This window comes from Phascolarctobacterium sp. (assembly GCF_045124115.1).
Lineage (GTDB): Bacteria > Bacillota > Negativicutes > Acidaminococcales > Acidaminococcaceae > Phascolarctobacterium_A.
On the sequence record NZ_JBGVLF010000015.1, the window covers coordinates 1 to 24,168 of the forward strand.

Here is a 24,168-nt window from a genome sequence, read left to right on the forward strand (position 1 = left end):
CATTGAGATTTATTACAGCTTTGTCGGCAAGATTGACTTGCCCGAATAACCGCCCGACCTATCCGACACAATGGCCAAGTGTCGGATAGGAACGGCAAAATTTTTTGCACTTCTATTGCTTCTTTATCACACATAAGCAAATGCGCAACGATTACAAAATAAACGTATTTGAAATTGCCTATCTCACCCAAGAACAGATAGACATGTTCCAAAGTGACTTTAGGTACGTGGCGGAATACATGGTTCAAAAACGGACTAATAAAGGATATCATCCATCATCCGGTGTCGTTAAGCACGTTGATGCGGTTTTGAAATTGTTGAGCGCTGTTTCCGGAAATCCTAATTTTGAGTTGATTATTCCTGAGGTTGAAGAAGGAGGTTTGAGTACAATGGATGCGATGATAGCTAGATTTGAACAAAGAGCTGAAGCTCGTGGTGAAAGAAAAGCCAACGACAGCTCTGCCGCTGAAATGATTAAGGACGGTCTTCCTGTTAGCAAAATTCAAAAATATACTAAATTAACCGTGGAACGCTTAGAGGAAATCGCCAAGAGTTTGAATACTACATTGGTAATGTAATTTCTTAAATAAGTTTTGAGCCAAAAAGTACGCAAGAGCCTGTATCACAAGGATGCAGGCTCTTGTTTTTTCTTAGGATATCCACGCCGTACACGCGTCTCTCTTCATCTTGGGCAATCATCAATATCCATATTTCTTTTGCTTAATTTTCAGGAAAAACGTCATTAATATAACAGCCATACACTCTGCTACTACCACTGACATCCAAATTCCATCAGCGCCAAATATTTTAGGTAAAAACAAGATTGCCCCAGCTTCGAAAACCAAGGTTCTAAAGAAAGCAATTATCGCTGATGTTACCCCATCATTCAAGGCCGTGAAAAACGCTGAACCAAAAACACCAAAACCCATAAAAAGAAAAGACAAGGAAAAAATCCGGAAGCCAGTAACAGTCAACGCCATAAGCTCTTTGTCATAGCCTGCGAATATTGTTGCCAAGGGTACAGCACCGATTTGAGCAACTAGCACCATCACTATCGTTACCATTGCAATCAAGGTTACACTTTTTCTCAGAATACTTTGCAACTCGCTCTGGTTACATGCACCATAATGGTAGCCAATTACAGGCGCAGTACCAAGAGAATATCCCAAAAAGCCAGCAGCAAAAACAAAGCTTACATACATCATGATGCCATAAGCTGCAACGCCATTTTCTCCTGCATACGCTAGGAGCTGTATATTGTACAGCATACCGACAATACTTACGGAAATATTGCTCATGAATTCCGAGGATCCGTTAGTACACGCTTTCCATATAGCATGAGTATCAAAATGTACTTTTCCTAGATGTAAAATGCTATTGTTCCGACGATAAAAGTAAAACAACGGCACAGCACCACCTACGACCTCGCTTAAAGCCGTAGCAATGGCTGCACCTGCCAGTTTGTATGCTTGCGGCAGCAGCATAATTAGCACTGCGTCCAAAACCATGTTAGTAACACCAGCGCCGACAGTTACCACCAGCCCAATCCGCGGTTTTTCAGCAGCAACGAAAAACGACTGAAAGAAAAGTTGCAATATAAAAAACGGTAAAGCCAAGAGAACAATACGTCCATAGGTTACACAATTTTCCAGCAGTTCCCCTTCTGCACCCAGAAAAACAGCGACAGAACGTATGTTAAGTATGCTGATTATAGAAATAATTACACCTAAAGCGAAGGCTGTACAAGTAAACAAAGAAAAAAGAGCATTGGCTTTTTCATTATCGCCTTCACCAAAGGTCTTGGCAACTAGAGCGGTGCCGCCTGTCCCAAACATTAGGCCAACGGCCGCAACAATCATCAGGAAAGGCATGATCAGATTTACAGCTGCAAAGGATGTTTTCCCCACATAATTGGATACGAAAAAGCCATCTACTACGCTATATACTGATGTGAAAATCATCATGGCAATGGAAGGAATGGTAAATCTTATTAGTTTGCTATAAGAAAAGTGATCTGAAATCTTTATCATATTATCCTCATCCTCATAATCCGATCTCTAACTTCGTGTTCCTTTTCCATCACCTTAAAGCTGCTTTACCTGAGCGCGAAAAGTGTCTGCATACTTTTGCGTAAGATGGATGTAAGTAGCAATCTCCTCCTCGGTCCAACTTGCAAAAGCCCCTATTTCCGCGGCTACCATTTTAGAAATCGTTGCATCGGCTTTCTGCTTCCCCAGCTCGGTCAAAAAAACTTTCTTGGCTTTCCCATAATGCTGTTCCAATTTGATAATATCCTGCTCTTCCAATTTGCGCAGAGCCGAATTAACCGTCTGTTTACTGATGCCAAAATCTTTATAAATGTCACTGAGCAGGCAAGAACCACCGGCTGTATAAAGTGCATATAAAATTCTACATACACTGTCACTCAGTCCAATCTTGAAAGATGCTTGGTGATATAATCCGATAATCTCAGATGACAATAAATTAATCCTCTGAAGTGTTGCCAACTTATTTGCTTGCATAATGCGCCTCCCTATGTCCGAAATCATACTTGTAAGTATAGTACGAAATCGTACATAAGTCAATATAAAAATAGCGATACCCAGTTTTTACACCAAGTACCGCTATTGATTCTACTAGACAATTACCACAAAACGTCCGCTTTTAATTTTATTTTTTCGGCGTGATAGCTACAACGCGTACAGGCAAACCCGTAGCACCTTCAATGCGCGGCCATGCGGCCAATAACAATGCGCCTGCAGGAGCAACTTTGTCCAGATTGTCCAAAACTTCGATTTGCAGCTTGCCTTTGCTCAAAACATAACGCTCGCAAGCAAGGTCACCTGCAGCGGCAGCAACAGCACTGGCGTCAGTATCGAGAGTTTCGTGACCATTAGCAGCAGCATTGCGTTCTTCATAAATGTATTGTAAAGCTTCCAAAGACCATCCCGGGAAATTCTCGCTACCATCTTCGGCAATACCGCTAAGAGCATTCATATCAGGCCAGTTTTTGCCCCAACCTGTGTACAGCGCTACAAAAGCACCCTCAGGAATGGGACCGTATTTAGCTTCGTACTCTTTGATATCTTCCACAGTAACCGCATAATGCACATCTTTTGCTACCTTGGCAGTAACATCAATGACGCACAGCGGAAACAGCATTTGTTTAGCACCATATTTTTCAGACAAAGGCGCATCTTTTACAAAATGCCCCGGAAAATCAATATGGGTACCAAATTGACCGGGGAATTTAAAGGTTTGAATCAAGCATTCCAACATAGGATTGCCCCAGTCAAAAACAGTCTTGCCCAACTCCACGCTGCCTTCCGGAATACCTGCCCAGAAAGGACTTTCATTATTCAAGGAATGGGACAACTCCACCCATTCATATTCATCGGATTGTAATTCGTTTAAAACATTCCACAGCTTGTAGCTCATGATATTTCCCCCTCAGATTAGGCCCATAGCCTAGTTATTTAGTGGGGTTATTGTAACACTAAACAGACCCTTTGTAAATAAAAAACGTCTTGAGCCTTCCGAAGAAACTCAAGACGTTAATTTTGTAACAATATTCAGGTTAGTCCGCCGTATGGCCTGCATGTAGCTGAGCTAAAGCCTGTTGGGCAGCGTGCTGCTCAGAATCTTTCTTCGTACGTCCTTGTCCTTCGCCAATTACTTTACCTGCAAGCAGAACTTCAGAAGTAAAAGTCTTGTTATGTTCAGGACCGGTACTGTTCAACAAGCGATAGCTGATATCAACTTCACCATCCCGTTGCAAAATCTCCTGCAGACGGGTCTTGTAATCGTTATAAATACCATGACGGCAGATATAATCGATTTCCTGTTGCATCAAGCCTAACAGATAAGTACGCGCTACCTCAATGCCTTGGTCCAAGTAAATGGCGCCCAGCACAGATTCAAAAGCATCCGCCAAAATGGAAGGACGCTCGCGTCCACCACTCATGGCTTCGCCATGACCTAAGCGGAGCAGGTCACCTAAATGAATACGCTTAGCGAACTCATACAGGGAACCTTCACACACAAGATGCGCGCGGAACTTAGTCAGCTGGCCTTCCGCCAAATCGGGGAAGTTGTTATACATATAGGTGCTGACAATAATGCTCAGCACGGAATCACCTAAAAATTCAATACGTTCGTTATGCTGCGGTTTAGGAGCCTCCTTAGCTTCATGGGCATAGGATGTATGGGTTAGAGCCATATCTAGCAGCTCCAAGTCATGCATTTGGATACCCACTGTGTTACAGAAGCTTTGCAGCTGCTGTTTACGTTTATCCTGCATCACCGTCAACCTGCTTTAATCAACGTATTTTTTGAAAACGATGGAAGCGTTATGGCCGCCGAAGCCCAGATTGTCGCTGAGAGCAACGTTAACTGCGCGTTCACGAGCAACGTTAGGAACATAGTCCAGATCCAGTACGCCTTCGGGATCGTCCAAATCCTTTTCTTTGTAGTTGATGGTAGGAGGAACGATGCTGTTTTCAATGGTCATAACGGTAGCGATTGCTTCTACACCGCCTGCAGCACCCAGCAAATGGCCAATCATGGATTTGTTGGAGCTAATGCACAGTTCGTAAGCATGGTCGCCAAATACTTTCTTGAAAGCAATGGTTTCGCCCAAGTCGTTACGATGGGTAGAAGTGCCATGAGCGTTGATATAGTCAACTTCTTCCGGTTTTACGCCAGCGTCATCGATTGCTGCTTGGATGCAGGCAGCCGGAGTTTCGCCGGTCGGATCGGGAGCAGTGATATGATAAGCGTCGCAGTTCATAGCGAAGCCTGCCAGTTCAGCGTAGATGTGTGCGCCACGTGCTTTTGCGTGTTCCAATTCTTCCAGAACCAGTACGCCTGCGCCTTCGCCCAGAACAAAACCGTCACGGTTTTTGTCGAAGGGACGGGAAGCGCCTTGAGGATCTTCATTGTTGGTGGACAGTGCTTTCATGTTAGCAAAGCCTGCGATAGCAACCGGGTTAACAGCTGCTTCAGTACCGCCAGCCAGCATTACATCAGCATCGCCATATTGGATAGTACGCAGAGCATCACCAATGCAGTTGGTGCCGCTAGCGCAAGCAGTTACGATACAGGTGTTGGGGCCTTTCAAACCGCATGCAATAGCGATTTGACCTGCGGACATGTTAGGAATATCCATAGGAATGAAGAAGGGGCTAACTTTGGAAGGGCCTTTGGAGCCATATTTCAAGGATTGTTCCAAGAAAGTATGGATACCGCCGATACCGCTGCCAACACATACGCCGCAACGGAGAGCATTTTCTTTGCTCATATCCAGTTTAGCATCTTCAATAGCCAATTTTGCAGCAGCTACTGCAAAATGGGTTACGCGGTCCATGCGTTTGCCTTCTTTTTTGTCAATGAATTTAGTGTAGTCAAAATCATTAACTTCACCGGCAATTTTAACGGTAAAGCCTTCAGTATCAAATTGGGTAATAGGGCCAACGCCGGATTTACCTGCTACCAGGTTGCTCCAAAATTCGTCTTTGCCAATACCAATCGGGGTAATGGGGCCAACGCCGGTTACTACAACACGTCTTTTAGTCAAAATTGTTCACCTCGTACTTAAATATTCGCGATTTCTTCTTTGATACGCCTAAAAATTTCTTTAACAGGCAAAATTTCTTTGATTTTCCACATATTGGCACCGGTAAATACCAAGCCATTCTCCACATCACCCTGTTGTGCGCGGGTCAGCGCGCGGATAATGCAGAAGCTGTGGGTACAATGCTTCAAACACAGATCACATTGGGTCGGTTTGGGAGCTCTATTTTCCAAAGACAGCTGTGCAAAAGGATTGCGGATTGCACGACCTTTGTAGCCTACAGGGCTATCGATCTGCACAACATCTTCTTTAGTCATTTTCAAGTAAAATTCTTTCAGGGCCGGTGCGCCGTTGGATTCTTCACTGGCAGCGAAACGACTGCCCATTTGCACGCCGCTGGCACCCAAATTCAAGAGTTCTGCCACATCTGCGCCGCATACTGCACCGCCTGCAGCAATAACAGGTATATTAACGGAGCTTACAATCTCCGGAAGAATTTCTTTAATGGAGCGTTGGGTACCAAGATGGCCGCCAGCTTCGGTACCTTCTACAACAATTGCAGAAGCACCCAGCTTTTCAGATATTTTAGCCAGCTTTACAGAAGATACAATAGGTACTACTTCAACACCATATTTACGTCCGACGGCAAAAATATCTCTTGAAAAACCGGCGCCGGCTACGATTAAATCAATTTTTTCTTCTGCAGCAGTAGTAATCAGACCTAAAAACTCTCTAGCTGCAAACATAGCATTAATGCCGATAATGCCTTTGCCACCGGTCAGTTCACGTGCCAGACGAATTTCCTTGCGCAGTTCGTCAAAGCTCATGCCGGATGCGGCAATAAGGCCGATACCGCCTTCATTTGCTACAGCAGCTGCCAAACGGGCAGTGGACAGTCTGATAGCCATGCCTCCTTGTATAATCGGTACTTGTGCAGTAAGCTTACCGATTTTCAGCACTGGTAGTTTCAACAAATATCCCCCATTTCAGGACAAGATTGCTTGTGCCGCGGAGCCCCCTAAGGGACTCCGCAAACATAAGCGTTAAGGAATTATTTTTCTTCGTCCAGCAGCTTAACAGCGTCAGCTACAGTGCGGATTTTTTCAGCTTTCTCATCGGGAATTTCTACGCCGAATTCTTCTTCGAAAGCCATGATCAGCTCAACGATATCGAGGGAGTCTGCGCCGAGGTCATCGATGAAAGCGGATTCCATCTTTACTTCGTCAGCGTCAACGCTCAATTGTTCAACAGTGATGTCTCTTACTTTTTCGAAAGTGCTCATTACGATTCACCTCCTTCCACTAGGCAAATTTGCATGTTGCCTTATTACATTACCATACCACCGTCGACATGTAAAGTCTGTCCGGTTATATATTTGGCGTCGTCGCTCGCAAGGAAGACAACAGCCTTGGCAATATCAGAGGGCTCACCCAATGCATGCAGGGGTATAGAAGCCAGCATGCCCTCTACAACTTTGTCGGAGAGAACAGCGGTCATGTCAGTTTTAATAAAGCCGGGAGCAATAGCATTTACGGTAATACCGCGAGCAGCAACTTCTTTGGCTACAGCTTTGGTAAAGCCGATTACGCCAGCTTTAGCAGCTGCATAGTTAGCTTGACCTGCATTGCCCATTACACCAACAACGGAGCTGATGCTCACGATGTGGCCTGCTTTTTGTTTCATCATGTATTTTACGGCAGCCTTGGTGCAGTTAAATACGCCCTTCAGGTTGGTGGTCAGGACTGCGTCCCAATCTTCTTCCTTCATACGCATCAACAGACCGTCACGGGTGATGCCTGCGTTGTTAACCAGAATATCGATGCGGCCGAATTCCTTCACCATTGCGTCCACCATAGCGGTAGCAGCTTCGTTGGAGGAAATATCTGCTTGCAGCACATAAGCCTTACGACCCATAGCTTCGATTTCAGCAGCAACTTCTTTAGCAGCAGCTTCGCTGCCTGCATAGTTAACTACAACGTCAGCGCCTTCAGCAGCCAATGCCAGAGCGATAGCGCGGCCAATGCCACGGGATGCGCCTGTTACCAGGGCTTTTTTGCCTTCTAATTTCATGTTAATTCTCCCTTAAAATTTATTTCGCGAAATGAGCCAAAGTTTTCTCCAGGCTTGCAGGATCTTCTACATTCAGAGCGGGGATGCCTTTAGCAATTTTCTTGGTGAAACCGGTCAGAACTTTACCCGGGCCAACTTCTACAAAAGTATCAACGCCGTTAGCAACCATGTTGCGTACGCTGGTTTCCCACAGTACAGGAGCAGCAGCTTGTTTAATCAAAAGCTTTTTGATTTCTTCGCCGCTTACAACTTCTTGAGCAGTTACGTTAGCAACTACAGGAATGGTGATATCAGCAATCTCAATGGGAGCCAGAACCTCTGCCAGACGGTCAGCAGCAGGTTGCATCAGAGTGCTGTGGAAAGGTGCGCTTACGGGCAGCAGTACGGCACGTTTAGCACCTGCAGCCTTCAATGCTTCGATTGCTTTATTTACAGGAGCAACAGCACCGGCGATTACAACTTGACCGGGGCAGTTGAAGTTTACAGCTTGTACAGCAGCACCGCATTCAGCTTCTACAGCTTTGCAGATTTCTACGATTTTGTCGCTGTCCAGGCCCAGAACAGCAGCCATGCTGCCTTCGCCTACAGGAACAGCTTCTTGCATGAATTGGCCGCGTTTGTGAACGGTGCGTACAGCATCAGCAAATTTCATAGCACCGCATTGAACCAGTGCGGAATATTCGCCAAGGCTATGGCCTGCAGCGATATCGCAAGTCAGACCGTGTTCCTTCAATACAGCGCCGCAAGCAGTGCTGACAGTCAGGATAGCAGGCTGGGTGTTAGCGGTCAAACGCAGTTGGTCTTCAGGACCTTCGAAGCACATCTTGGTAATGGAATAACCAAGAGCATCATCAGCCTCTTCAAAAATTTGTCTTACAACAGCATATTCATCATAAAATGCTTTGCACATACCCACGGTTTGGGAACCTTGTCCCGGAAAAACAAATGCAATCTTGCTCATGGGAAAAACCTCGCTTTCTCTAATTATACTCGTTAATTGAAAAACCTTCTATAGTTAAATGGGATATTCTAAAAATTATTTACTCCATTTCAGAACGATAGCAGCCCAAGTCAAACCTGCACCGAAACCATCCAGAATGATGTTGTCGCCTTTTTTCAGCTTGCCTGCAGCTTGTGCTTCGCACAAAGCGATAGGAATGGAAGCTGCGGAAGTGTTAGCATATTTATCAACGTTAACCCAAACTTTATCCATAGGCATTTTCAAGCGCTTAGCTGCAGAAGTGATGATACGCAGATTTGCTTGGTGGGGGAAGAGCATATCCAGTTCTTCCGGTTTCATGCCTGCGTTAGCCAAAGCCTTCTTAGCAGTTTTGCCCATGATTTGGATAGCGAATTTGAACACTTCTTGACCATTCATATTGATGGTGTGCTCGTTAGCTGCCACAGTTTCAGGGCTAGCAGGTTTACGGCTGCCACCTGCAGGTTGGAACAGGTATTTGCCACCGTTGCCGTCAGCACCCATATCGATGCCCAGCACGCCATAGCCTTCTTCAACTTCGCCAACAACTGCTGCACCGGCGCCATCGCCGAAAAGTACGCAGGTGTTACGGTCGGTCCAGTTCATGATACGGGACAGAGTTTCTGCACCGATAATCAGAATCTTGTTGTACAGACCGGATTTAATCATTTGGCTTGCTACTGCCAAGCTGTATACAAAGCCGCTGCAGCCTGCTGCCAAGTCAAATGCTGCTGCATTTACAGCACCAATGCGCGCTTGTACCAAGCAAGCAGTGGACGGGAAAATATGGTCGGAGGAAGCAGTACCCACAATAACCAGGTCGATTTCCTCAGGAGCTACATTAGCGTCCTTCAGCGCTTCCATAGCAGCATTGTAAGCCATATCGGAAGTTGCTTCCTCGGGAGCTGCAATATGACGTTGTTTAATACCGGTACGTTCTGTAATCCATTCGTCACTGGTATCTACGATTTTTTCCATCTCTTTGTTAGTAATAATTTTTTCAGGAACGTAATGTCCCACACCTAAAATACCAACTGCTCTAGTCATTGAACTATTTCCTCATTTCTTCTGTGATTCAGCAATTTTCTTCGCGATGATGCTGACTACATCCTCTTCAGCAAAATCCATAGCCACACGGATTGCATTAGTAATAGCCTTAGCTTTGGAGCTGCCGTGACAGATAATAAACGGAGCACGGATGCCCAGAAGCGGAGCACCGCCATATTCAGCAGGGTCCATACGCTTCTTTAAACCTTTCAGCGCAGGCTTTATTAAAAGGCCGCCCAGTTTTGCCAAGAAACCGCCGTTCATGATGCTTTCCTTTACCAAAGTCATCATAGCACCGGCAAGCCCTTCTGCAAACTTCAGGACTACATTGCCCACAAAGCCATCGCAGACAACTACGTCCACAGTGCCTTTGTTAATATCACGCCCTTCAACATTACCGATAAAGTTAATGGTTTTATTTTCCTTCAACAACGGATATGTCGCCAGAGCTTGTTCGTTACCTTTAGTTTCTTCTTCACCGATATTCAAAAGTCCTACCCGCGGTGAAGAAATTTTAAGAATTTTTTCTGCGTAGACCGTACCCATAATAGCGCTCTGCACCATATGTTCCGGTTTAGCATCAACTTTAGCACCACTATCCAGCACTACAGTAGTACCCTTCAAGTTAGGAATAGGAGTAGCTATGGCCGGACGCTCCACGCCTTTAATACGGCCTACGCCGAACAGTGCTGCCGCTACAGCTGCGCCGGTACTGCCGGAAGAAACCAAGGCGTCACACTCCTTATTGCGCAACAGTTTGGCTGCCACCACAATGGAAGCGTCCTTTTTAGATTTAACAGCAATTGCAGGATGCTCTTGCATTTCGATTACTTCGCTGGCATGGTGGATGGAAATGCGTTCATCCTTGTCCGCACCATATTTCACCAGCAGCTCTTTAATAACGCTTTCATCACCTACCAGTACCGTTTCACAGCCGTATGCCTTGACCGCGTTAACCGCGCCCAAAACCAGCTCCTTGGGACCGTAATCGGTACCCATAACGTCTACTGCGATTTTCATGCTTCCTGCTCCCTTTCCTGTTGATCGCGTTTATCCATGGACACAATAATGAATTTTGCACGGAAGACTTCTTCGTTATTGCTCTTGATGGAAACGAAAATGTAATATTTATCCAAGCGGCGATGGGTCACCACAGCCTTGGCCACTAAAGTAGCGCCCGGATTAACGGGAACCTTATATTTTACATTACCGACAGCGGTCAAAGCTTTTTCCGCATCCACCACTGCCAAAGCCAAAGTGTTGGCCATGGCAAACATATAATAACCCCGCGCGATGCCGGTTTTTTCCAGCACCATGTCCGCAGAGATTTTCAAAGTAGAAATGCCGACTTTATTCAGCTCCAAATCCAACAACTCGCCTACGATATCTTTTTTATCAATAGAGCGCACTTTGGTCTGAGCATCTTCGGCCATGGTACGTGTTCTGGCCCGCAGCTCAGGAATTCCTAAGGCAACACGGTCCAGGCGGATAGTCTGCACGCTGACGCCCAACATTTGGGCCAACTGCTCATCCGTGCTGAAAGGATTCTCCCGCAGCAGCTTCTGCAAGTTATTGTGACGTATTAACTTTTTAGAAGAATTCATGACCTCACCCGCTTTTTAGTACCTACTCTTAATATCAGTTTTTATTATACGGGTATAATTTAGTTTTGGCAAGTGTTTTCACAGATTTTTTTCTTAATTGATGACGAATTTTTACTTACTCAATTAAGGAGATTATCGCTAATAAAGTAAAAAGCCTCCGGAGAACTCCGGAGGCCTAAAGGTTCGCTTATTCAGCTACAGCGATGACTTGCTTGCCGTTGTAGTAACCGCATTCGGGGCAAACGCGGTGAGGCATTTTCAATTCATGACATTGCGGGCATTCAACCATGCCAGGAACGCTCAGTTTCCAGTTAGCACGACGTCTGTCACGACGAGCTTTGGACATTTTTCTCTTAGGTACTGCCATTTCTCAATACACCTCCTCAGTGCTATGAAGTGAAATTTAATTTTTGATGAATTGCTTCAATGCCGCCAGCCTGGGATCAATAGAAACCTTGTCACAACCGCAGTCGCCTTCATTCAAGTCGGCGCCACAGACAGGACACAGTCCTTTGCAATCCGGCTTACACAGAGCCTGCATGGGCTCTGCAAGCAGCAGCCCTTCACGAAGCGGTTCCGTTATATCAATAACGTCCGAATCGTAGACAAAAGCATCATTTTCAATATTCTCAGTACCGGCAGGGTAGAATTTCTCCACAACCTCTGCTTCGTTTGTACCTGTAAATTCCTTCAAGCAACGTCCGCAAGTGCGATGCACTTCGCAGCTCAGCTTAGCCTGCAACAGCAGAACATCACCGGTATTGCTGATGGAACCTTCCATTCTGATATCACCAACCACTGCCATTTCGGAAGGATTGATTTCCAATTCAGAAGGAGCCAGATTAAAAGCAAGGGGCTTTTCCCCAACCAGTCTTCTTTTGATTTGTGCGACATTTATTTGTATCATATTTCACCAATCGTTACAATTATAGCGGTCTTGAGGCTCTTTGTCAAGAAAAAACCTTGTCAACCTGTCATTATTTTTACAGTTTGATAATTCTACGGCAGATATTAAAGGTATCGCGAGCGATAACTAATTCCTCGTTAGTAGGAATAACAAAAATCTTTACTCTTGCTCGACGCACGCTGATTTCCTTCTCTTTGCCGCGCACCTTATTCAACTCCGGATCAATACGTGTACCCAAATATTCCAAACCATTGCAGATCTTGTCACGCATAAAGGGGGAGTTCTCGCCTAAGCCTGCGGTAAAGACGATGGCATCTACACCGCCCATGGCAGCTACGTACCCACCGATATATTTCTTTACCTTATAGGCAAAAACATCGATAGCTAATTGGCTGCGGTCGTCACCACGGTTAGCTGCGCTTTCCAAATCGCGGAAATCGCTGGACAGACCGCTGATGCCAAGGATGCCGCTACGACGGTTAAGATAATCGTCGATTTGTGCAGGCGTCATATTTTCCTTCTCCATGAGGAAAGGAATAATGGCAGGGTCGATCTCGCCGCTACGAGTACCCATAATCAAACCTTCCAAAGGAGTATAGCCCATGCTGGTATCAATGGACTTGCCATATTTAATAGCTGTAATGCTGGCACCATTGCCCAAGTGACAGGTAATAATGCGCAAGTCGCTCATGTGCTCGCCCATCATCTCCGCTGCTCTTTGAGCAACGTACTTGTGCGAAGTACCATGGAAACCATAACGGCGCAAACCGTATTTTACATACAGTTCGTAAGGCAGGCCGTATAAATAGGCAACCTTAGGCATAGTCTGATGAAAAGCAGTATCAAAGACCGCTACCTGAGGCACATCCTTCATAATCTCCATGCAGGCATGAATGCCATGCAGATTAGGAGGATTATGCAAAGGTGCGATTTCACAGCAAGCCTTGATATCGTTCAGTACCTCGCCGGTAATCAACACACTGTCCGTAAAGCGCTCACCGCCATGTACTACGCGATGGCCTACGGCATCAATCTCAGACATATCGCTGATAACACCGTACTCCTTGCTGGTCAAAGCCTTGAGGACCATTCTAATGCCAACTACATGGTCAGGAATATCCTCTTTAATATCAATAGTATATTTACCTGCAGGCGTATGCTTCAGGGTAGAGCCATCCATACCGATACGCTCTACAAGGCCCTTAGCCATAACCTTTTCGCCCTCCATATTAATCAACTGATATTTTATGGATGAACTACCGCAGTTTACAACAAAAACAATCACAACGTGCCTCCTGTTTGAACTTTAAAAGTAACACTATTAACTAAGCAGAAAGCTCCTGCATTACCTTATAGTATACACTATTTCATTCCACTTGAACAGAGATTATTTTGTATATTCATGTATTTCTGTTATAATATGGGTAAACAAAAGCACGGGAGGCGAAGATAGTGCAAAAAAATTACCTTCAGGCAACTGGCATTGTAGCTGAATATAATCCTTTCCACAACGGCCATCTGTACCATGTACAGGAAACAAAAAGACTCACAGGACTACCTGTAATCGCCGTTATGAGCGGCAGCTTTATGCAGCGTGGCGAACCTGCCATCCTCAGTAAATGGCAGCGTGCTTCCCTAGCCATCGCCGGAGGCGTAGATTTAGTGGTAGAGCTGCCCACCGCCTTCTCCCTGCGTAGCGCCCAGTTCTTCGCCCAAGGCGCTGTCCAAATTCTGAACGCTACAGGCTGCGTTTCCCACCTCGCCTGCGGCGTAGAAAGCCCGGAGCTGGACTTTACCGCCATTGCCGCTGCTATCACCGCTCCCCAAGCCCAAGAACGTTTAAAAGCTTTACTAAGTAAAGGTCTAGGCTACGCCGCTGCCTGTGCCCAAGTGCTACCGGAGTTTGGCTTGACCACTCCCAATGATATTCTAGCCTTAGAATACTGCAAAGCATTGCAGAATACTAATATACGTCCCCTATTCATTAAGCGCCACGACAGAGGCTATAACAGCACGGAAATCACAGTAGGAACCAACACCTTGGCCAGCGCCACTGCCATCCGTCAAGCATTACGCCAACGCGATAATGCTTGGCAGCAAGCTGTTCCCCCTGCCACTGCCGCAGCCTTGCACAGTGCGCATCCCGGTTACGACGAAACGCTGCTGTGGCAGTTATTGCGCTACCGCCTGCGCCTGTTTACAGCACCGCAGATTGCCGCACGCTGCCAATGCAGCGAAGGCTTGGAAAACCTGCTCAAGTCCGCAGCAGATTGCGCTACACTGCAGAAAGCATTAGCAGTATGCACCAACAAGCGCTACAGTACCAGCCGTATCCGCAGACTGCTTTTACAGCTGCTCTTAGACCGCCCCCGCAGCCAATGGGAGCAGGACTCCACCGCCTACATCAGAGTGCTTGCTTTTAACGATACAGGCAGACAGCTACTGAAGGCGATGAAGACTAGAGCGACACTTCCCATCCTTACCAAATTGGGCAAGAACCCCTACGCCAAACAAAACGTTGCCTTCCAAGAGCAGTTGGCCCTAGACTGTGCTGCCACCGATTTGTGGAGCTTGCTGCAGTTAAGCCCAAAACTCAACCATAGTAACAACGACTTTCTTCTTTCACCCATATATGCAACAAAGGAGCACCCGTAAAACGGATGCTCCTTTAGTATTTTGTAGAACTACTTATTCTTCTTCCTCAGCTTCCTGCTCTTGGGGTTGTACGTTACCACGTTCAACATCCTGCATAGCGTCGCTGATACCGGCACGGTTTTCTTCCACACTAGCACGATTAGCTTCCAATTCCTTCAAAGTGCTTTGCATTTTATCGCTAACAAATTCCAAAATCTGATCAGCATATTGCAATGCATACCGCTTGGTTTCCAAAGCATAGGTATCTGCTTCTTCTTTGGTCTCTGCTTGATAGCGCAAAGCGTTTTCTTTTACTTCAGCTGCAAAGGCATTAGCCTGTTTAACAATTTCTTCCTGCTGCACCATGGCTTCCGCATCAGCTTGTGCTGCAGACACAATACGCTCTGCCTCAGCCTTCGCACTGCTTACAATGCGTTCAGCCTCGGCATAAGCTTTATCCACGATGTTTTTCCGATCTTCCAAAACCTTATTGGCATCTCTTATGGCACCGGGAATAGTTTCCTTCAGATCGTCTATCAAACTAGACAAGTCATCCTCGTCCAGCATAACTTTTTCCGTAAAGGGAACCCTTTTGGCACTAGCGATCAGATTGTATACTTCTTCAAACAACTCATCTAAAGCTACACTGGTCTTCTTGTCACGCTCAATCATTTTCTCATCTCCGTAACTTATTCAAATTTTTCATAGACATGGTCACGTACACGCTGCTCGATACATTCCGGAATCAAATCCTTCAGCTGACCGCCAAAAGTAGCCAATTCACGGACACCGGAGGAACTAACGAAGGAATACTTAGCGTTAGTCATAATGAAGACAGTTTCTAATTTATTATCAATTTTCTTGAGCAACAAAGCTCTTTGGAATTCATATTCAAAATCAGTAAAAGCACGCAGACCTCTAACGATAAAAGGTGCTTGCTCCTTTTGGCAGAACTCGTTCAACAAGCCGGAGAAAGAAGTTACTCTGACATTGGGAATATGTTTAGTTGCTTCTCTGAGCATTTCTACACGCTCTTCCATGGAAAACATGGCGCGGTCTTTACCGGGATTATGGAAGACGCTGATAATCAGCTCGTCAAACATTCCGCTCGCTCTCTCAAAAATATCTATATGACCCTTGGTCACGGGATCAAAACTACCTGGGCACACCGCTCTGCGCATAGCCAGAACCTCCTAATTTCTTGGGATTGCCGCTTGCAGCAACAAATCCTCCTAATTCACTTTGTTTTTATTCGACGTAAATGCTTATATTCCTTTTTATTTTACAAAATATTATAAAGAATAAAATCCACAATAGTTTCGCCATAACGACTGCTGCGTACTAATTCGCAACCTGCAGGCAAGGTTGGCAGTTCATCATGGGCGCTGCGCTCCACTACCAAGTAGCCACCCTCTGTCAAGAAAGGCGTGCTACCGAGGACAGCAATGATTTGCTGCACCCAGCCCTTGTTATAAGGAGGGTCGCAAAAAGCAAAATCAAAGCGACGTCCTTCCCTTGCCAAACGTTCCGCAACTTGGGGAGCACTGCCTTTAACCACGGTGCAGTCAGCTTCAGCGCGACATTTGGCAATATTGCTTTTTACAAGGCGCAACGATTCCTTGCTTTCGTCAATAAAGGTAATAGCTTTGGCGCCACGGCTCCAGCTTTCCAAGCCTAAATTGCCTGTACCGGCAAAAAGGTCGAGGACTTCTGCTCCGATAATCTTGCTTCCGATAATATTAAAAACAGATTCTTTAACCCGATCTGCAGTAGGACGCACATCGTAGGTTTTGGGTACTGTCAATTGCAGACCGCGAGCCTTTCCTGTAATAATCCGCATAAAAATCTCCTGTATATGTTATAATGAAATGACTACGAAAAAAGGAGGCAGGCACCATGAAAAAGTTACTGGCAACACTATGTATGCTTTGTCTTTTCCTTGCCTTCCTCTGCCAACGACCTGCGGCAAATGTGCTACCGCAAGCAAAACCTACGGACACAGCCTTGCTAGTCCCCTTGGATAGCAGACCCGTTTGCAGTAACATGGTACAGCAAATCGCCAGTCTTGCAGGTCTAGATGTTATTTTACCCCCAAAAACACTTCTTGACAACTACCGTCAGCCTGCAGACAGGGAAAAACTTTGCCAATGGCTGCAAAAGAACGCTAATAACTATCCATACAAAGTAATTTCTACTGATTTACTGCTTCATGGCGGCTTGCTTGCCACCCGCACTGCCACCGCCACGCAGGAAGAAGAACAAAGAGTTTGGTCCACGTTGGAGTCATTAAAACCCAAGGAAGAAAACTCTACCGCTACTACTACCGCCATTTTTTCCGTTATTCCCAGACTGTTAGTCAGCGATGACCTGTACCCGGATTGCTGGTACCAATTCCACCTTATGCGCTATTCCCAACTGCTAGACATGGTGGAAATATCCAACAACCCTGTTTATACGGAAAAACTTTTAGAGTATCAAGAAGAAATTCCCAGTGATGTTTTGCAAAAATATATTAACCGTTTTCAACGCAGCCAAGCTTTTAACAGCAAACTGCTCCAAGGTCAATACGGGTTTACCGTTATCGGTCAGGATGATTCTTCTCCTTTGGGTCTGCCACACCGCAGCGCCCGTGCCTTGGCAACCCTGTTAGCACGGGAAGGATTAACGGAGGCAGCCATAACTTACGGAGCAGATGAAATCGCTGTCTTACTCCTGACGCGTCATATTCTGCAAAAGCAAAATTATCGCCCCAAGATTTTTCTGCAGTTCGCCACACCTGCTGCGGAGTTTAAGCACCTGCCCTACATGGCGTGCAGCACGGGAGCAGCACTGCGCAACCAAATCGAACTTTTAGGAGCCCGGGAAGCTAGTAACGCCAAAACAGCAGATATAATCTGCTACATCTATTGCGGCGATTCAGATAAGGGTGAACTGCCTAGCGTTCAACAAGCGAACGCAGTCAAAGATTTGCTTGCCGCAGGTAAACCTATAGCTTTAGTAGACAGCAGCGCTAACTACGAAGCCCAAGAACTACTGCTCCCCTTCCTTTTGGAGCAAAACGTATCTGTACAGCGTTTGGCAGCCTACGCAGGGTGGAACACCTTTAGTAATTCCTCAGGCACTGCTTTAGCACAGGCGTGCAACTTTACGGCAGGACTACACCAATTGCACCGCCAGCAGGCAGATACGCTGCAGTTGGCAGGACTTTACGCAGCCAATCTGCGTTTGAACGTACTGCGCATGCTGGATGATTACTACTACCAAAAACGTATCCACCCACAGTTACGGCCTTATTTGGAAAGTTTCGGCGTTACGCCTACGGACTTGAGCGAAGAAGAAAAACTCGAGGTGGAGCGGTATATTCAAGGACGTTTAAGTCTTTACGCAGTCTATCTGCAGTACAAATTATCCCGTGAGCCTTTTTACGAAAACTACCGCGTTAACAGCATCACGGTAGGCACACGCCTGCCATGGAGCAGGATTTTCGAAGTAGAGCTTAATCCCGAAGTTAAAGTTGGGAAATAAAAATGGATGCCACTGCGTAAAAGCAGTCAGGCATCCATTTTTTATATGAATTTACACGCAAACGCGTTGTTACCCTTAGTGATGGAACAGGCGCAGGCCGGTAAATGCCATAGCAATACCGTACTTGTCGCAAGTTTCAATAACATTGTCATCGCGGATAGAGCCGCCTGCTTGGGCAATGTATTGTACGCCGCTGCGGTGTGCACGTTCGATGTTATCGCCGAAGGGGAAGAAAGCATCACTGCCCAAAGCAACGTCCTTCAGTTCTGCTACCCAAGCTTTCTTCTCTGCACGAGTCAAAGGTTCCGGTTTTTCCGTAAAGAAGTTTTCCCAAACGCCATCAGCCAATACATCTTCGTAGTCATCGGAAATATATACGTCAATGGTGTTGTCGCGATCAGGACGGCGAATGCTTTCTTTGAAAGGCAGTGCCAAAACTTTGGGATTTTGACGGAGCCACCAAATATCAGCCTTGTTGCCTGCCAAACGGGTGCAGTGTACACGGGATTGTTGGCCTGCACCGATACCGATAGCTTGACCATCTTTAACATAGCATACGGAGTTGGATTGAGTGTATTTCAAAACGATCAGGGAAATCAGCAAATCACGTGCTGCTTCAGCAGGAATTTCCTTGTTCACAGTCGGACGATTTACCAGCAAATCTGCGGTGATTTTTGCTTCGTTGCGGTCCTGTTCAAAAGTAATGCCAAAAACTTGCTTGCTTTCAGTCAGTTCCGGTTTGTAAGCAGGGTCGATAGCAATAACATTGTAGGTACCTTTGCGTTTGGTTTTCAAAATAGCCAAAGCTTCTTCAGTATAACCGGGAGCAATAACGCCGTCGGAAACTTCGCGCGCCAACATAGTGGCAGTCTCCTTATCGCAAACATCGGACAATGCTACAAAGTCGCCATAGGAGCTCATGCGGTCAGCACCACGGGCACGGGCATAAGCAGTTGCCAAAGGAGAAAGCTCCAAATCATCTACATAATAAATCTTTTTCAAAGTGTCGCTCATAGGCAGGCCAACTGCTGCACCTGCAGGGCTAACGTGTTTAAAAGAAGCTGCTGCGGGCAGACCGGTTGCTTCCTTCAGCTCTTTTACTAATTGCCAGCTATTGAAAGCATCCAAAAAGTTAATATAGCCGGGACGGCCGTTCAATACAGTAATAGGCAGCTCCGCGCCATTTGCCATGTAAATGCGGGCTTTGGCTTGGTTAGGGTTACAACCATATTTTAATGCTAATTCGTTCATGTTCTTCCTCCCATAAGTCAATCCAATGCGTCAGAAAAAAAGAAAGACCGACACACTGGTACAAATTCTTGCCCAGACGGTCGGCTGCAACGGCTATACTCCCCTGTGGTAATCCACTTCCGTCAGTCATATAGCCTGATACTAAAGATTATAAAAGCAATGGAGATTTTTGTCAATAATTTTACACTCCCGTACCATCAAAGCAGGGAATAAAATCTTCGCAGGCAGCATCGCCCTCTTGGACAAAGCCATCCTCAATAGTGCTAGCCATTAGGTATTGCTCCACTTCCGCATATTCTGCATCCGTAACCTTGCGGTTAATTTCCGGGAACTCGGCAGCACGTCCACAGGGTACATATTGGTGCATTAGGCTAAACATAACCTGCCCTGGTTTAAAGGTATTTGCCACCCAATCGATAACTTTTTTGGTATTTTCTATCATTCCCGGCATCAGCAAATGCCTAATCACTACACCTTTAACAAGCATGCCCTCGTCGTCAAGCCGGTAATCGCCTACTTGTCGGTACATTTCCTTGATGGCATCCGTAGCGATACGGAAGTAGTAGGGCGCATTGCTATATTTGATGGCAGCCATATCATCACTGTACTTTAAATCGGGCAGATAAATTTGTACTTTGCCTTTTAAGCGGCGCAAAGTATCCTGAGTTTCAAAGCCGCTGGTATTGTAAACTACAGGCACGGGCAAAGGCTCTGCCAAACTTTGGAGCACTGCTTCCGTAAAATGAGTGGGAGTGACTAGGTTAATATTATGAGCGCCTTTAGCAATCAGCTCCATATATATTTCCCGCAGACGTTCCACCGTAATCTCCTTGCCAAAGCCTTTGCAGCTAATGTCGTAGTTTTGGCAGAAAACGCAGTGCAGATTGCACCCGCTGAAAAAGACGGTACCGCTGCCACGGGTACCGCTGATGCAGGGTTCTTCCCACATGTGCAGACCGGCCCGCGCCACAATGGGCTGCATACCGCAACCGCAGCTACCAAAGATACCATTAGAATCCGCCATATTTTCCGGTCTATCCACACCGCAACGATGGGGACATACATAACAATAGGTCATGGAAAACAACTCCTCTCTGACCAGTTTCCAAGTTTATTTATTAGCTTCTTGCAGTAGAATATGCGCCAAAACCTCTACGCCGCGGGCAATTTCTTCCGGAGCAGCGTATTCCGCAGGATTGTGGCTGATACCACCACGACAGGGGATGAACACCATAGTGGTTGGAGCAATCTTTGCCATGTGCATAGCATCGTGGCCTGCACCGCTGTTCATCACCAAGCTGCTGTAGCCCAAATCCTTGCAGATTGCTTCCGTCTGCGCTGCCAACGCGCCGTCCAAAGCCACAGGAGTATCGGCAGTGAGCATTTCAATCTGCATGCCTACTCTGTCCAAAACAGCAATATTTTCCGCCTGTTCTTCGATAGCACGCAGGGTACGGTTGATGCTTTCCTGCTCTACGCCGCGCACATCCACCCACAGGGTAACTGCACCTGGTACTACGTTGATGGAACCAGGCTCCACGTCCACCACGCCTACAGTGCCTACAACGCCGTTATCCTTTTCTTCCGTAGCAGCTTCGTTTACTGCCAAAATCAATTTTGCCGCTGCCACCAAAGCATCCTTACGCATGCCCATGGGCGTAGCACCACTGTGATCCGCTACACCGCACACGTGGATTTTAAAGCGGGTGGGTGCCGCAATATTACGCACAATACCAATCTGCTTGCCCGTAGTTTCCAGCACCTTGCCCTGCTCAATATGCAATTCGGCGAAACAACTGTAAGTACCGGGAGCAATAATGGCATCAGCATATTTTGCAGGGTCGCAGCCCCAAGCACGCAAAGCCTCCATAAAGGTAATATCGTCCTTGCGCGCTGCTTTATTCATTTTTTCCGGAACAGAAGTGCCTGTCAGCATTTTGCTGCCCATGGTAGCAAAGCCAAAACGACTGGATTCTTCCGCGCGGAAAATAATCACTTCAATACTGCGCTCCAGTTCTTCATCCTGCAGCATATACAATGCTTCTAAAGCGCCTACTACGCCACACATACCGTCATAAGCACCACCATGAATAACTGTGTCCAAATGGCTGCCGCAGGCAACAGGCGCTAAAGCAGCATTCTTGCCTTCGCGGCGCAGGAACACATTGCCCACTGCATCCTCACGGATTTTGAGATGCAAATCCTGTACTTGCTCTAACAGCCAATTTTGTGCTTCCCTATCCAATGGGGAGTACGCTAGACGGGTTACGACCTCTGCAGAATCGCTAAAATTGGCGAGTCCTGCCAATAAATTATTTACTCTTGCTTGATTTATAGCTAACAAATTAAAAGCCCCCTCAATAAATTCTCTTATTTTATTATACTTCTCTAGCCCACCAACCGCAAGGGCTAACAAAAGACTACCTATTTCCACCAACTTCATCCCTAGCCGGCCATTTACATATTCTTTACCTACCCTTAACAAAAGCGTGCTGTTTTTACGCTTTAGAGCAAGCTATGCTTATAGGTAGATTATTTGCGCTCTGCTGAATGCTTGAAGCAGGCGCATTTTGCGTACGAAAGGTTCACTATGAAGATAACCCTGAAAAATATTACTAAATCCTTTAGCGGCACCACCGTCATCCAGCCTTTAAATTTGGTCATCGACAGTGGCAGCTTCACCACCCTGCTTGGCCCCAGCGGTTGCGGCAAAACAACGCTTTTGCGTATGTTGGCAGGATTGGAAACACCTGATGACGGCGAAATTTACTTTGATGAACGCTGTGTATTTTCAGCAACAGAAAAAATAAATATTCCTCCGGAACACCGTGGTCTTGGCTTTGTCTTTCAAGATTTCGCCCTGTGGCCCCATATGACGGTTTTCGAAAACGTCGCTTTCGGCCTGCGTGCCAGCGGACACACAGAAAATTTAGAACAGAAAGTTGCCCAAGCTTTAGCAGCTGTAAAATTAGAAGACTTTGCCCAGCGTTATCCTCACCAGCTTAGCGGTGGACAGCAGCAGCGGGTTGCCTTCGCCAGAGCCATAGTCATCGAGCCTGCCTGCATCCTTTTTGACGAGCCCTTATCAGCGCTGGATGCCCTGCTCCGCGAATCCATGCGGACGGAACTCAAAGAGCTTGTCAGCAAACTTGGCTTTACTGCAGTCTTCGTTACCCATGACCAATTAGAGGCCATGAGCATGAGCGATAAAATAGCCATTTTCAATAACGGTGTCCTTCAGCAGTACGCTGCCCCGGAACATATTTACCAGCACCCAGCCACCAGCTTTACAGCCTACTTTATCGGCAAAGCCAATTGGCTGGATGCGCATATCATGTTCCGTCCCGAGGTTCTTGCCACAAGCCCTATTCCCAACGCCACCAGCTACAATCTGCAGGTTGTTGGTAGTCAATATTTAGGCAGATATTACGAACTTGCCTTGCAAAACGAGCAATACCGTTGGACCATTGCGTCCCCTGTTCCCTTGCCAACAGGACAAAACTTAACTGTTTATGTTCCCCATGATAAATTAATTAGCTTTTGAAGGAGAGTATGCAAAATGAAATTACGTAATGCTTTAGTTGGTTCTTTAATTCTTGGTCTTTTAGTTGCAGGCTGCGGTAGTCAAAAAGCAGCTGAAAAGAAGGAGGCTGCACCTAAGCTTTCCGGCAAGGTGGTAGTTTATATGCCCAGCCCTGCAGGCCTTTCTGACAAGCTTTGTGCTGATTTTGAAAAGAAAACCGGTGTTAAGGTAGAAAAGTTCCAAGGCACTACCGGCAAAATCATGGCACGTTTAGAAGCTGAAAAAGCCAACCCCGTTGCCGATGTGGTGATTTTAGCTAGCTGGTCCGATGGTCTCAATATGAAAAACAGCGGCAAGCTGCTCAGCTACCGCCCTGCTAATGCTGATAAGCTGAATCCTGCTTGGATTGACAAGGACAACACCATTGTCGGCACCAGTGCTTCTGCTGTAGGCGTAATTTATAATACTAAACTGCTGCCTAAGCTGAACGCGGATTGGGCAGAGCTTGCCGACCCCAAATACCAAAACCAACTGGCCATTCCAGACCCGGAAAAATCCGGTGCCTGCAAAGACTTTTTGGCAGGTTATATGACTAGCCAAAATAATCCTTGGCAAACTTGGGAAGCAATGGCTAAAAACGGTTTAACCGTCCCCGGTGCTAACAAAGAGGCTTTGGAAGCAGTTACTACCGGTGAAAAAGCTATTTTGATTGCCGGCGTAGACTACAATGCTTATTCTGCTAAGAAAAAAGGTGAACCCTTGGATATTTACTATCCTAAATCCGGCACTGTAGTCAATCCCCGTCCCGCTATGATTTTGAAAACCAGTCCCAACCAAGCCAACGCTAAAGCATTTATGGACTACCTTTTGAGCGACGAGGCCCAAAAGCTGGTTGTTAATGCCTATCTGCTCCCCGGTCGCAGCGATATCCAATGCGATAACCGCACCAATTTGAAGGACATCCCCCAATTCAAAACCGATTGGGACAAAATGCTGCAGGAAGCAGGAGCTATTGCTAAAAAACTTAACAGCATCTGCAAAAAATAATGAATAACT

Annotated in this window: 26 protein-coding genes and 1 riboswitch; of the genes, 5 read left to right on the forward strand and 21 right to left on the reverse strand. The window is 46.3% G+C overall.

Features of this window, described 5'->3' with window-relative positions:
• Positions 1–239: 239 nt before the first annotated feature.
• Complete coding sequence (locus ACJMM4_RS01850; RefSeq protein WP_405382826.1) at positions 240–578, forward strand: hypothetical protein; 339 nt, start codon at positions 240–242, stop codon at positions 576–578.
• Between the two features lie 120 nt (positions 579–698).
• On the opposite strand, the gene ACJMM4_RS01855 is transcribed toward ACJMM4_RS01850, so the two are convergent.
• The 15 genes from ACJMM4_RS01855 to ACJMM4_RS01925 all read right to left on the reverse strand — a co-directional run bounded on the left by ACJMM4_RS01855 (position 699) and on the right by ACJMM4_RS01925 (position 13,464).
• The gene (locus ACJMM4_RS01855; RefSeq protein WP_405378322.1) at positions 699–2,030 is read right to left on the reverse strand and encodes an MATE family efflux transporter; all 1,332 of its coding nucleotides are present in this window, start codon (positions 2,028–2,030) and stop codon (positions 699–701) included.
• A gap of 54 nt (positions 2,031–2,084) precedes the next feature.
• Positions 2,085–2,522, reverse strand: a complete 438-nt coding sequence (locus ACJMM4_RS01860; RefSeq protein WP_405378320.1) for a MarR family winged helix-turn-helix transcriptional regulator — start codon at positions 2,520–2,522, stop codon at positions 2,085–2,087.
• A 148-nt stretch (positions 2,523–2,670) separates the two neighbouring features.
• The gene (locus ACJMM4_RS01865; protein ID WP_405378318.1) at positions 2,671–3,438 is read right to left on the reverse strand and encodes a cyclase family protein; all 768 of its coding nucleotides are present in this window, start codon (positions 3,436–3,438) and stop codon (positions 2,671–2,673) included.
• 139 nt (positions 3,439–3,577) lie between these two features.
• Positions 3,578–4,300 (reverse strand): ribonuclease III, encoded by a 723-nt coding sequence (rnc, locus tag ACJMM4_RS01870; RefSeq protein WP_405378316.1) that lies wholly within the window; start codon positions 4,298–4,300, stop codon positions 3,578–3,580.
• A gap of 15 nt (positions 4,301–4,315) precedes the next feature.
• Positions 4,316–5,575 (reverse strand): beta-ketoacyl-ACP synthase II, encoded by a 1,260-nt coding sequence (gene fabF, locus ACJMM4_RS01875; protein WP_405378314.1) that lies wholly within the window; start codon positions 5,573–5,575, stop codon positions 4,316–4,318.
• Positions 5,576–5,592: 17 nt separating this feature from the next.
• Positions 5,593–6,543 carry an NAD(P)H-dependent flavin oxidoreductase gene (locus ACJMM4_RS01880; RefSeq protein ID WP_405378312.1) on the reverse strand — a complete coding sequence of 317 codons (951 nt, stop codon included), beginning with the start codon at positions 6,541–6,543 and terminating at the stop codon, positions 5,593–5,595.
• Positions 6,544–6,623: 80 nt separating this feature from the next.
• Positions 6,624–6,854: an acyl carrier protein gene (locus ACJMM4_RS01885; protein ID WP_021720057.1), complete on the reverse strand. Its 231-nt coding sequence runs from the start codon at positions 6,852–6,854 to the stop codon at positions 6,624–6,626.
• A gap of 44 nt (positions 6,855–6,898) precedes the next feature.
• On the reverse strand, positions 6,899–7,642 hold the full coding sequence (fabG, locus tag ACJMM4_RS01890; RefSeq protein WP_405378309.1) for a 3-oxoacyl-[acyl-carrier-protein] reductase: 744 nt from the start codon (positions 7,640–7,642) through the stop codon (positions 6,899–6,901).
• A 19-nt stretch (positions 7,643–7,661) separates the two neighbouring features.
• Positions 7,662–8,603 carry an ACP S-malonyltransferase gene (fabD, locus tag ACJMM4_RS01895; protein ID WP_405378307.1) on the reverse strand — a complete coding sequence of 314 codons (942 nt, stop codon included), beginning with the start codon at positions 8,601–8,603 and terminating at the stop codon, positions 7,662–7,664.
• A gap of 75 nt (positions 8,604–8,678) precedes the next feature.
• Positions 8,679–9,668: a beta-ketoacyl-ACP synthase III gene (locus ACJMM4_RS01900; protein ID WP_405378305.1), complete on the reverse strand. Its 990-nt coding sequence runs from the start codon at positions 9,666–9,668 to the stop codon at positions 8,679–8,681.
• A gap of 12 nt (positions 9,669–9,680) precedes the next feature.
• Complete coding sequence (gene plsX, locus ACJMM4_RS01905; protein WP_405378303.1) at positions 9,681–10,688, reverse strand: phosphate acyltransferase PlsX; 1,008 nt, start codon at positions 10,686–10,688, stop codon at positions 9,681–9,683.
• Positions 10,685–11,272 (reverse strand): transcription factor FapR, encoded by a 588-nt coding sequence (fapR, locus tag ACJMM4_RS01910; protein WP_405378301.1) that lies wholly within the window; start codon positions 11,270–11,272, stop codon positions 10,685–10,687. Before fapR ends, plsX begins: the two co-directional genes overlap by 4 nt.
• 187 nt (positions 11,273–11,459) lie before the next feature.
• Entirely contained in the window at positions 11,460–11,639 is a 180-nt protein-coding gene (rpmF, locus tag ACJMM4_RS01915) for a 50S ribosomal protein L32 (protein WP_303166171.1), read from the reverse strand.
• Positions 11,640–11,675: 36 nt separating this feature from the next.
• On the reverse strand, positions 11,676–12,179 hold the full coding sequence (locus ACJMM4_RS01920) for a YceD family protein (RefSeq protein ID WP_405378298.1): 504 nt from the start codon (positions 12,177–12,179) through the stop codon (positions 11,676–11,678).
• A 76-nt stretch (positions 12,180–12,255) separates the two neighbouring features.
• The gene (locus ACJMM4_RS01925) at positions 12,256–13,464 is read right to left on the reverse strand and encodes an acetate/propionate family kinase (protein ID WP_405378296.1); all 1,209 of its coding nucleotides are present in this window, start codon (positions 13,462–13,464) and stop codon (positions 12,256–12,258) included.
• A 167-nt stretch (positions 13,465–13,631) separates the two neighbouring features.
• On the opposite strand from ACJMM4_RS01925, the gene ACJMM4_RS01930 reads away from it, so the two are divergent.
• Positions 13,632–14,834 carry a nucleotidyltransferase gene (locus tag ACJMM4_RS01930; RefSeq protein ID WP_405378294.1) on the forward strand — a complete coding sequence of 401 codons (1,203 nt, stop codon included), beginning with the start codon at positions 13,632–13,634 and terminating at the stop codon, positions 14,832–14,834.
• Positions 14,835–14,867: 33 nt separating this feature from the next.
• Here ACJMM4_RS01930 and ACJMM4_RS01935 read toward each other — a convergent pair whose 3' ends face one another.
• The 3 genes from ACJMM4_RS01935 to rsmD all read right to left on the reverse strand — a co-directional run bounded on the left by ACJMM4_RS01935 (position 14,868) and on the right by rsmD (position 16,653).
• Positions 14,868–15,485 carry a hypothetical protein gene (locus ACJMM4_RS01935; RefSeq protein WP_405378292.1) on the reverse strand — a complete coding sequence of 206 codons (618 nt, stop codon included), beginning with the start codon at positions 15,483–15,485 and terminating at the stop codon, positions 14,868–14,870.
• A 17-nt stretch (positions 15,486–15,502) separates the two neighbouring features.
• A complete protein-coding gene (coaD, locus tag ACJMM4_RS01940; protein ID WP_405378290.1) occupies positions 15,503–15,994 on the reverse strand; it encodes a pantetheine-phosphate adenylyltransferase in 492 nt (163 codons plus the stop codon).
• Positions 15,995–16,095: 101 nt separating this feature from the next.
• Complete coding sequence (gene rsmD / locus ACJMM4_RS01945; RefSeq protein WP_405378288.1) at positions 16,096–16,653, reverse strand: 16S rRNA (guanine(966)-N(2))-methyltransferase RsmD; 558 nt, start codon at positions 16,651–16,653, stop codon at positions 16,096–16,098.
• A 56-nt stretch (positions 16,654–16,709) separates the two neighbouring features.
• Here rsmD and ACJMM4_RS01950 point away from each other — a divergent pair, with 56 nt between their 5' ends.
• Positions 16,710–18,338 carry a DUF4127 family protein gene (locus ACJMM4_RS01950; protein ID WP_405378286.1) on the forward strand — a complete coding sequence of 543 codons (1,629 nt, stop codon included), beginning with the start codon at positions 16,710–16,712 and terminating at the stop codon, positions 18,336–18,338.
• 75 nt (positions 18,339–18,413) lie between these two features.
• Here the strand turns inward: ACJMM4_RS01950 and ACJMM4_RS01955 are convergent, their stop codons facing one another.
• The 3 genes from ACJMM4_RS01955 to ACJMM4_RS01965 form a co-directional block, all read right to left on the reverse strand.
• Positions 18,414–19,589, reverse strand: coding sequence for a phosphoribosylaminoimidazolecarboxamide formyltransferase (locus tag ACJMM4_RS01955; protein ID WP_405378284.1), 1,176 nt, complete (start codon positions 19,587–19,589; stop codon positions 18,414–18,416).
• A 63-nt stretch (positions 19,590–19,652) separates the two neighbouring features.
• A riboswitch (ZMP/ZTP riboswitch) is annotated at positions 19,653–19,729 on the reverse strand.
• Between the two features lie 41 nt (positions 19,730–19,770).
• Positions 19,771–20,667 carry a radical SAM protein gene (locus ACJMM4_RS01960; protein WP_405378282.1) on the reverse strand — a complete coding sequence of 299 codons (897 nt, stop codon included), beginning with the start codon at positions 20,665–20,667 and terminating at the stop codon, positions 19,771–19,773.
• Positions 20,668–20,700: 33 nt separating this feature from the next.
• On the reverse strand, positions 20,701–21,933 hold the full coding sequence (locus tag ACJMM4_RS01965; RefSeq protein ID WP_405382828.1) for a M20 family metallo-hydrolase: 1,233 nt from the start codon (positions 21,931–21,933) through the stop codon (positions 20,701–20,703).
• A gap of 246 nt (positions 21,934–22,179) precedes the next feature.
• On the opposite strand from ACJMM4_RS01965, the gene ACJMM4_RS01970 reads away from it, so the two are divergent.
• Positions 22,180–23,133 (forward strand): ABC transporter ATP-binding protein, encoded by a 954-nt coding sequence (locus ACJMM4_RS01970; RefSeq protein WP_405382830.1) that lies wholly within the window; start codon positions 22,180–22,182, stop codon positions 23,131–23,133.
• Between the two features lie 15 nt (positions 23,134–23,148).
• Positions 23,149–24,159 (forward strand): ABC transporter substrate-binding protein, encoded by a 1,011-nt coding sequence (locus ACJMM4_RS01975; protein ID WP_405382832.1) that lies wholly within the window; start codon positions 23,149–23,151, stop codon positions 24,157–24,159.
• Positions 24,160–24,168: the final 9 nt, after the last annotated feature.

Bases quoted from the DNA above. Each gene is read 5' to 3' on its own strand.
- ACJMM4_RS01850 (WP_405382826.1), top strand. From the start codon at position 240: ATGGTTCAAAAACGGACTAATAAAGGATATCATCCATCATCCGGTGTC.
- ACJMM4_RS01935 (WP_405378292.1), bottom strand. From the start codon at position 15,485: ATGATTGAGCGTGACAAGAAGACCAGTGTAGCTTTAGATGAGTTGTTT.
- ACJMM4_RS01865 (WP_405378318.1), bottom strand. From the start codon at position 3,438: ATGAGCTACAAGCTGTGGAATGTTTTAAACGAATTACAATCCGATGAA.
- rpmF (WP_303166171.1), bottom strand. From the start codon at position 11,639: ATGGCAGTACCTAAGAGAAAAATGTCCAAAGCTCGTCGTGACAGACGT.
- rsmD (WP_405378288.1), bottom strand. From the start codon at position 16,653: ATGCGGATTATTACAGGAAAGGCTCGCGGTCTGCAATTGACAGTACCC.
- fapR (WP_405378301.1), bottom strand. From the start codon at position 11,272: ATGAATTCTTCTAAAAAGTTAATACGTCACAATAACTTGCAGAAGCTG.
- ACJMM4_RS01970 (WP_405382830.1), top strand. From the start codon at position 22,180: ATGAAGATAACCCTGAAAAATATTACTAAATCCTTTAGCGGCACCACC.
- plsX (WP_405378303.1), bottom strand. From the start codon at position 10,688: ATGAAAATCGCAGTAGACGTTATGGGTACCGATTACGGTCCCAAGGAG.
- ACJMM4_RS01900 (WP_405378305.1), bottom strand. From the start codon at position 9,668: ATGACTAGAGCAGTTGGTATTTTAGGTGTGGGACATTACGTTCCTGAA.
- ACJMM4_RS01960 (WP_405378282.1), bottom strand. From the start codon at position 20,667: ATGACCTATTGTTATGTATGTCCCCATCGTTGCGGTGTGGATAGACCG.
- rnc (WP_405378316.1), bottom strand. From the start codon at position 4,300: ATGCAGGATAAACGTAAACAGCAGCTGCAAAGCTTCTGTAACACAGTG.
- ACJMM4_RS01860 (WP_405378320.1), bottom strand. From the start codon at position 2,522: ATGCAAGCAAATAAGTTGGCAACACTTCAGAGGATTAATTTATTGTCA.
- ACJMM4_RS01855 (WP_405378322.1), bottom strand. From the start codon at position 2,030: ATGATAAAGATTTCAGATCACTTTTCTTATAGCAAACTAATAAGATTT.
- ACJMM4_RS01975 (WP_405382832.1), top strand. From the start codon at position 23,149: ATGAAATTACGTAATGCTTTAGTTGGTTCTTTAATTCTTGGTCTTTTA.
- coaD (WP_405378290.1), bottom strand. From the start codon at position 15,994: ATGCGCAGAGCGGTGTGCCCAGGTAGTTTTGATCCCGTGACCAAGGGT.
- fabD (WP_405378307.1), bottom strand. From the start codon at position 8,603: ATGAGCAAGATTGCATTTGTTTTTCCGGGACAAGGTTCCCAAACCGTG.
- ACJMM4_RS01955 (WP_405378284.1), bottom strand. From the start codon at position 19,589: ATGAACGAATTAGCATTAAAATATGGTTGTAACCCTAACCAAGCCAAA.
- ACJMM4_RS01920 (WP_405378298.1), bottom strand. From the start codon at position 12,179: ATGATACAAATAAATGTCGCACAAATCAAAAGAAGACTGGTTGGGGAA.
- ACJMM4_RS01885 (WP_021720057.1), bottom strand. From the start codon at position 6,854: ATGAGCACTTTCGAAAAAGTAAGAGACATCACTGTTGAACAATTGAGC.
- ACJMM4_RS01950 (WP_405378286.1), top strand. From the start codon at position 16,710: ATGAAAAAGTTACTGGCAACACTATGTATGCTTTGTCTTTTCCTTGCC.
- fabG (WP_405378309.1), bottom strand. From the start codon at position 7,642: ATGAAATTAGAAGGCAAAAAAGCCCTGGTAACAGGCGCATCCCGTGGC.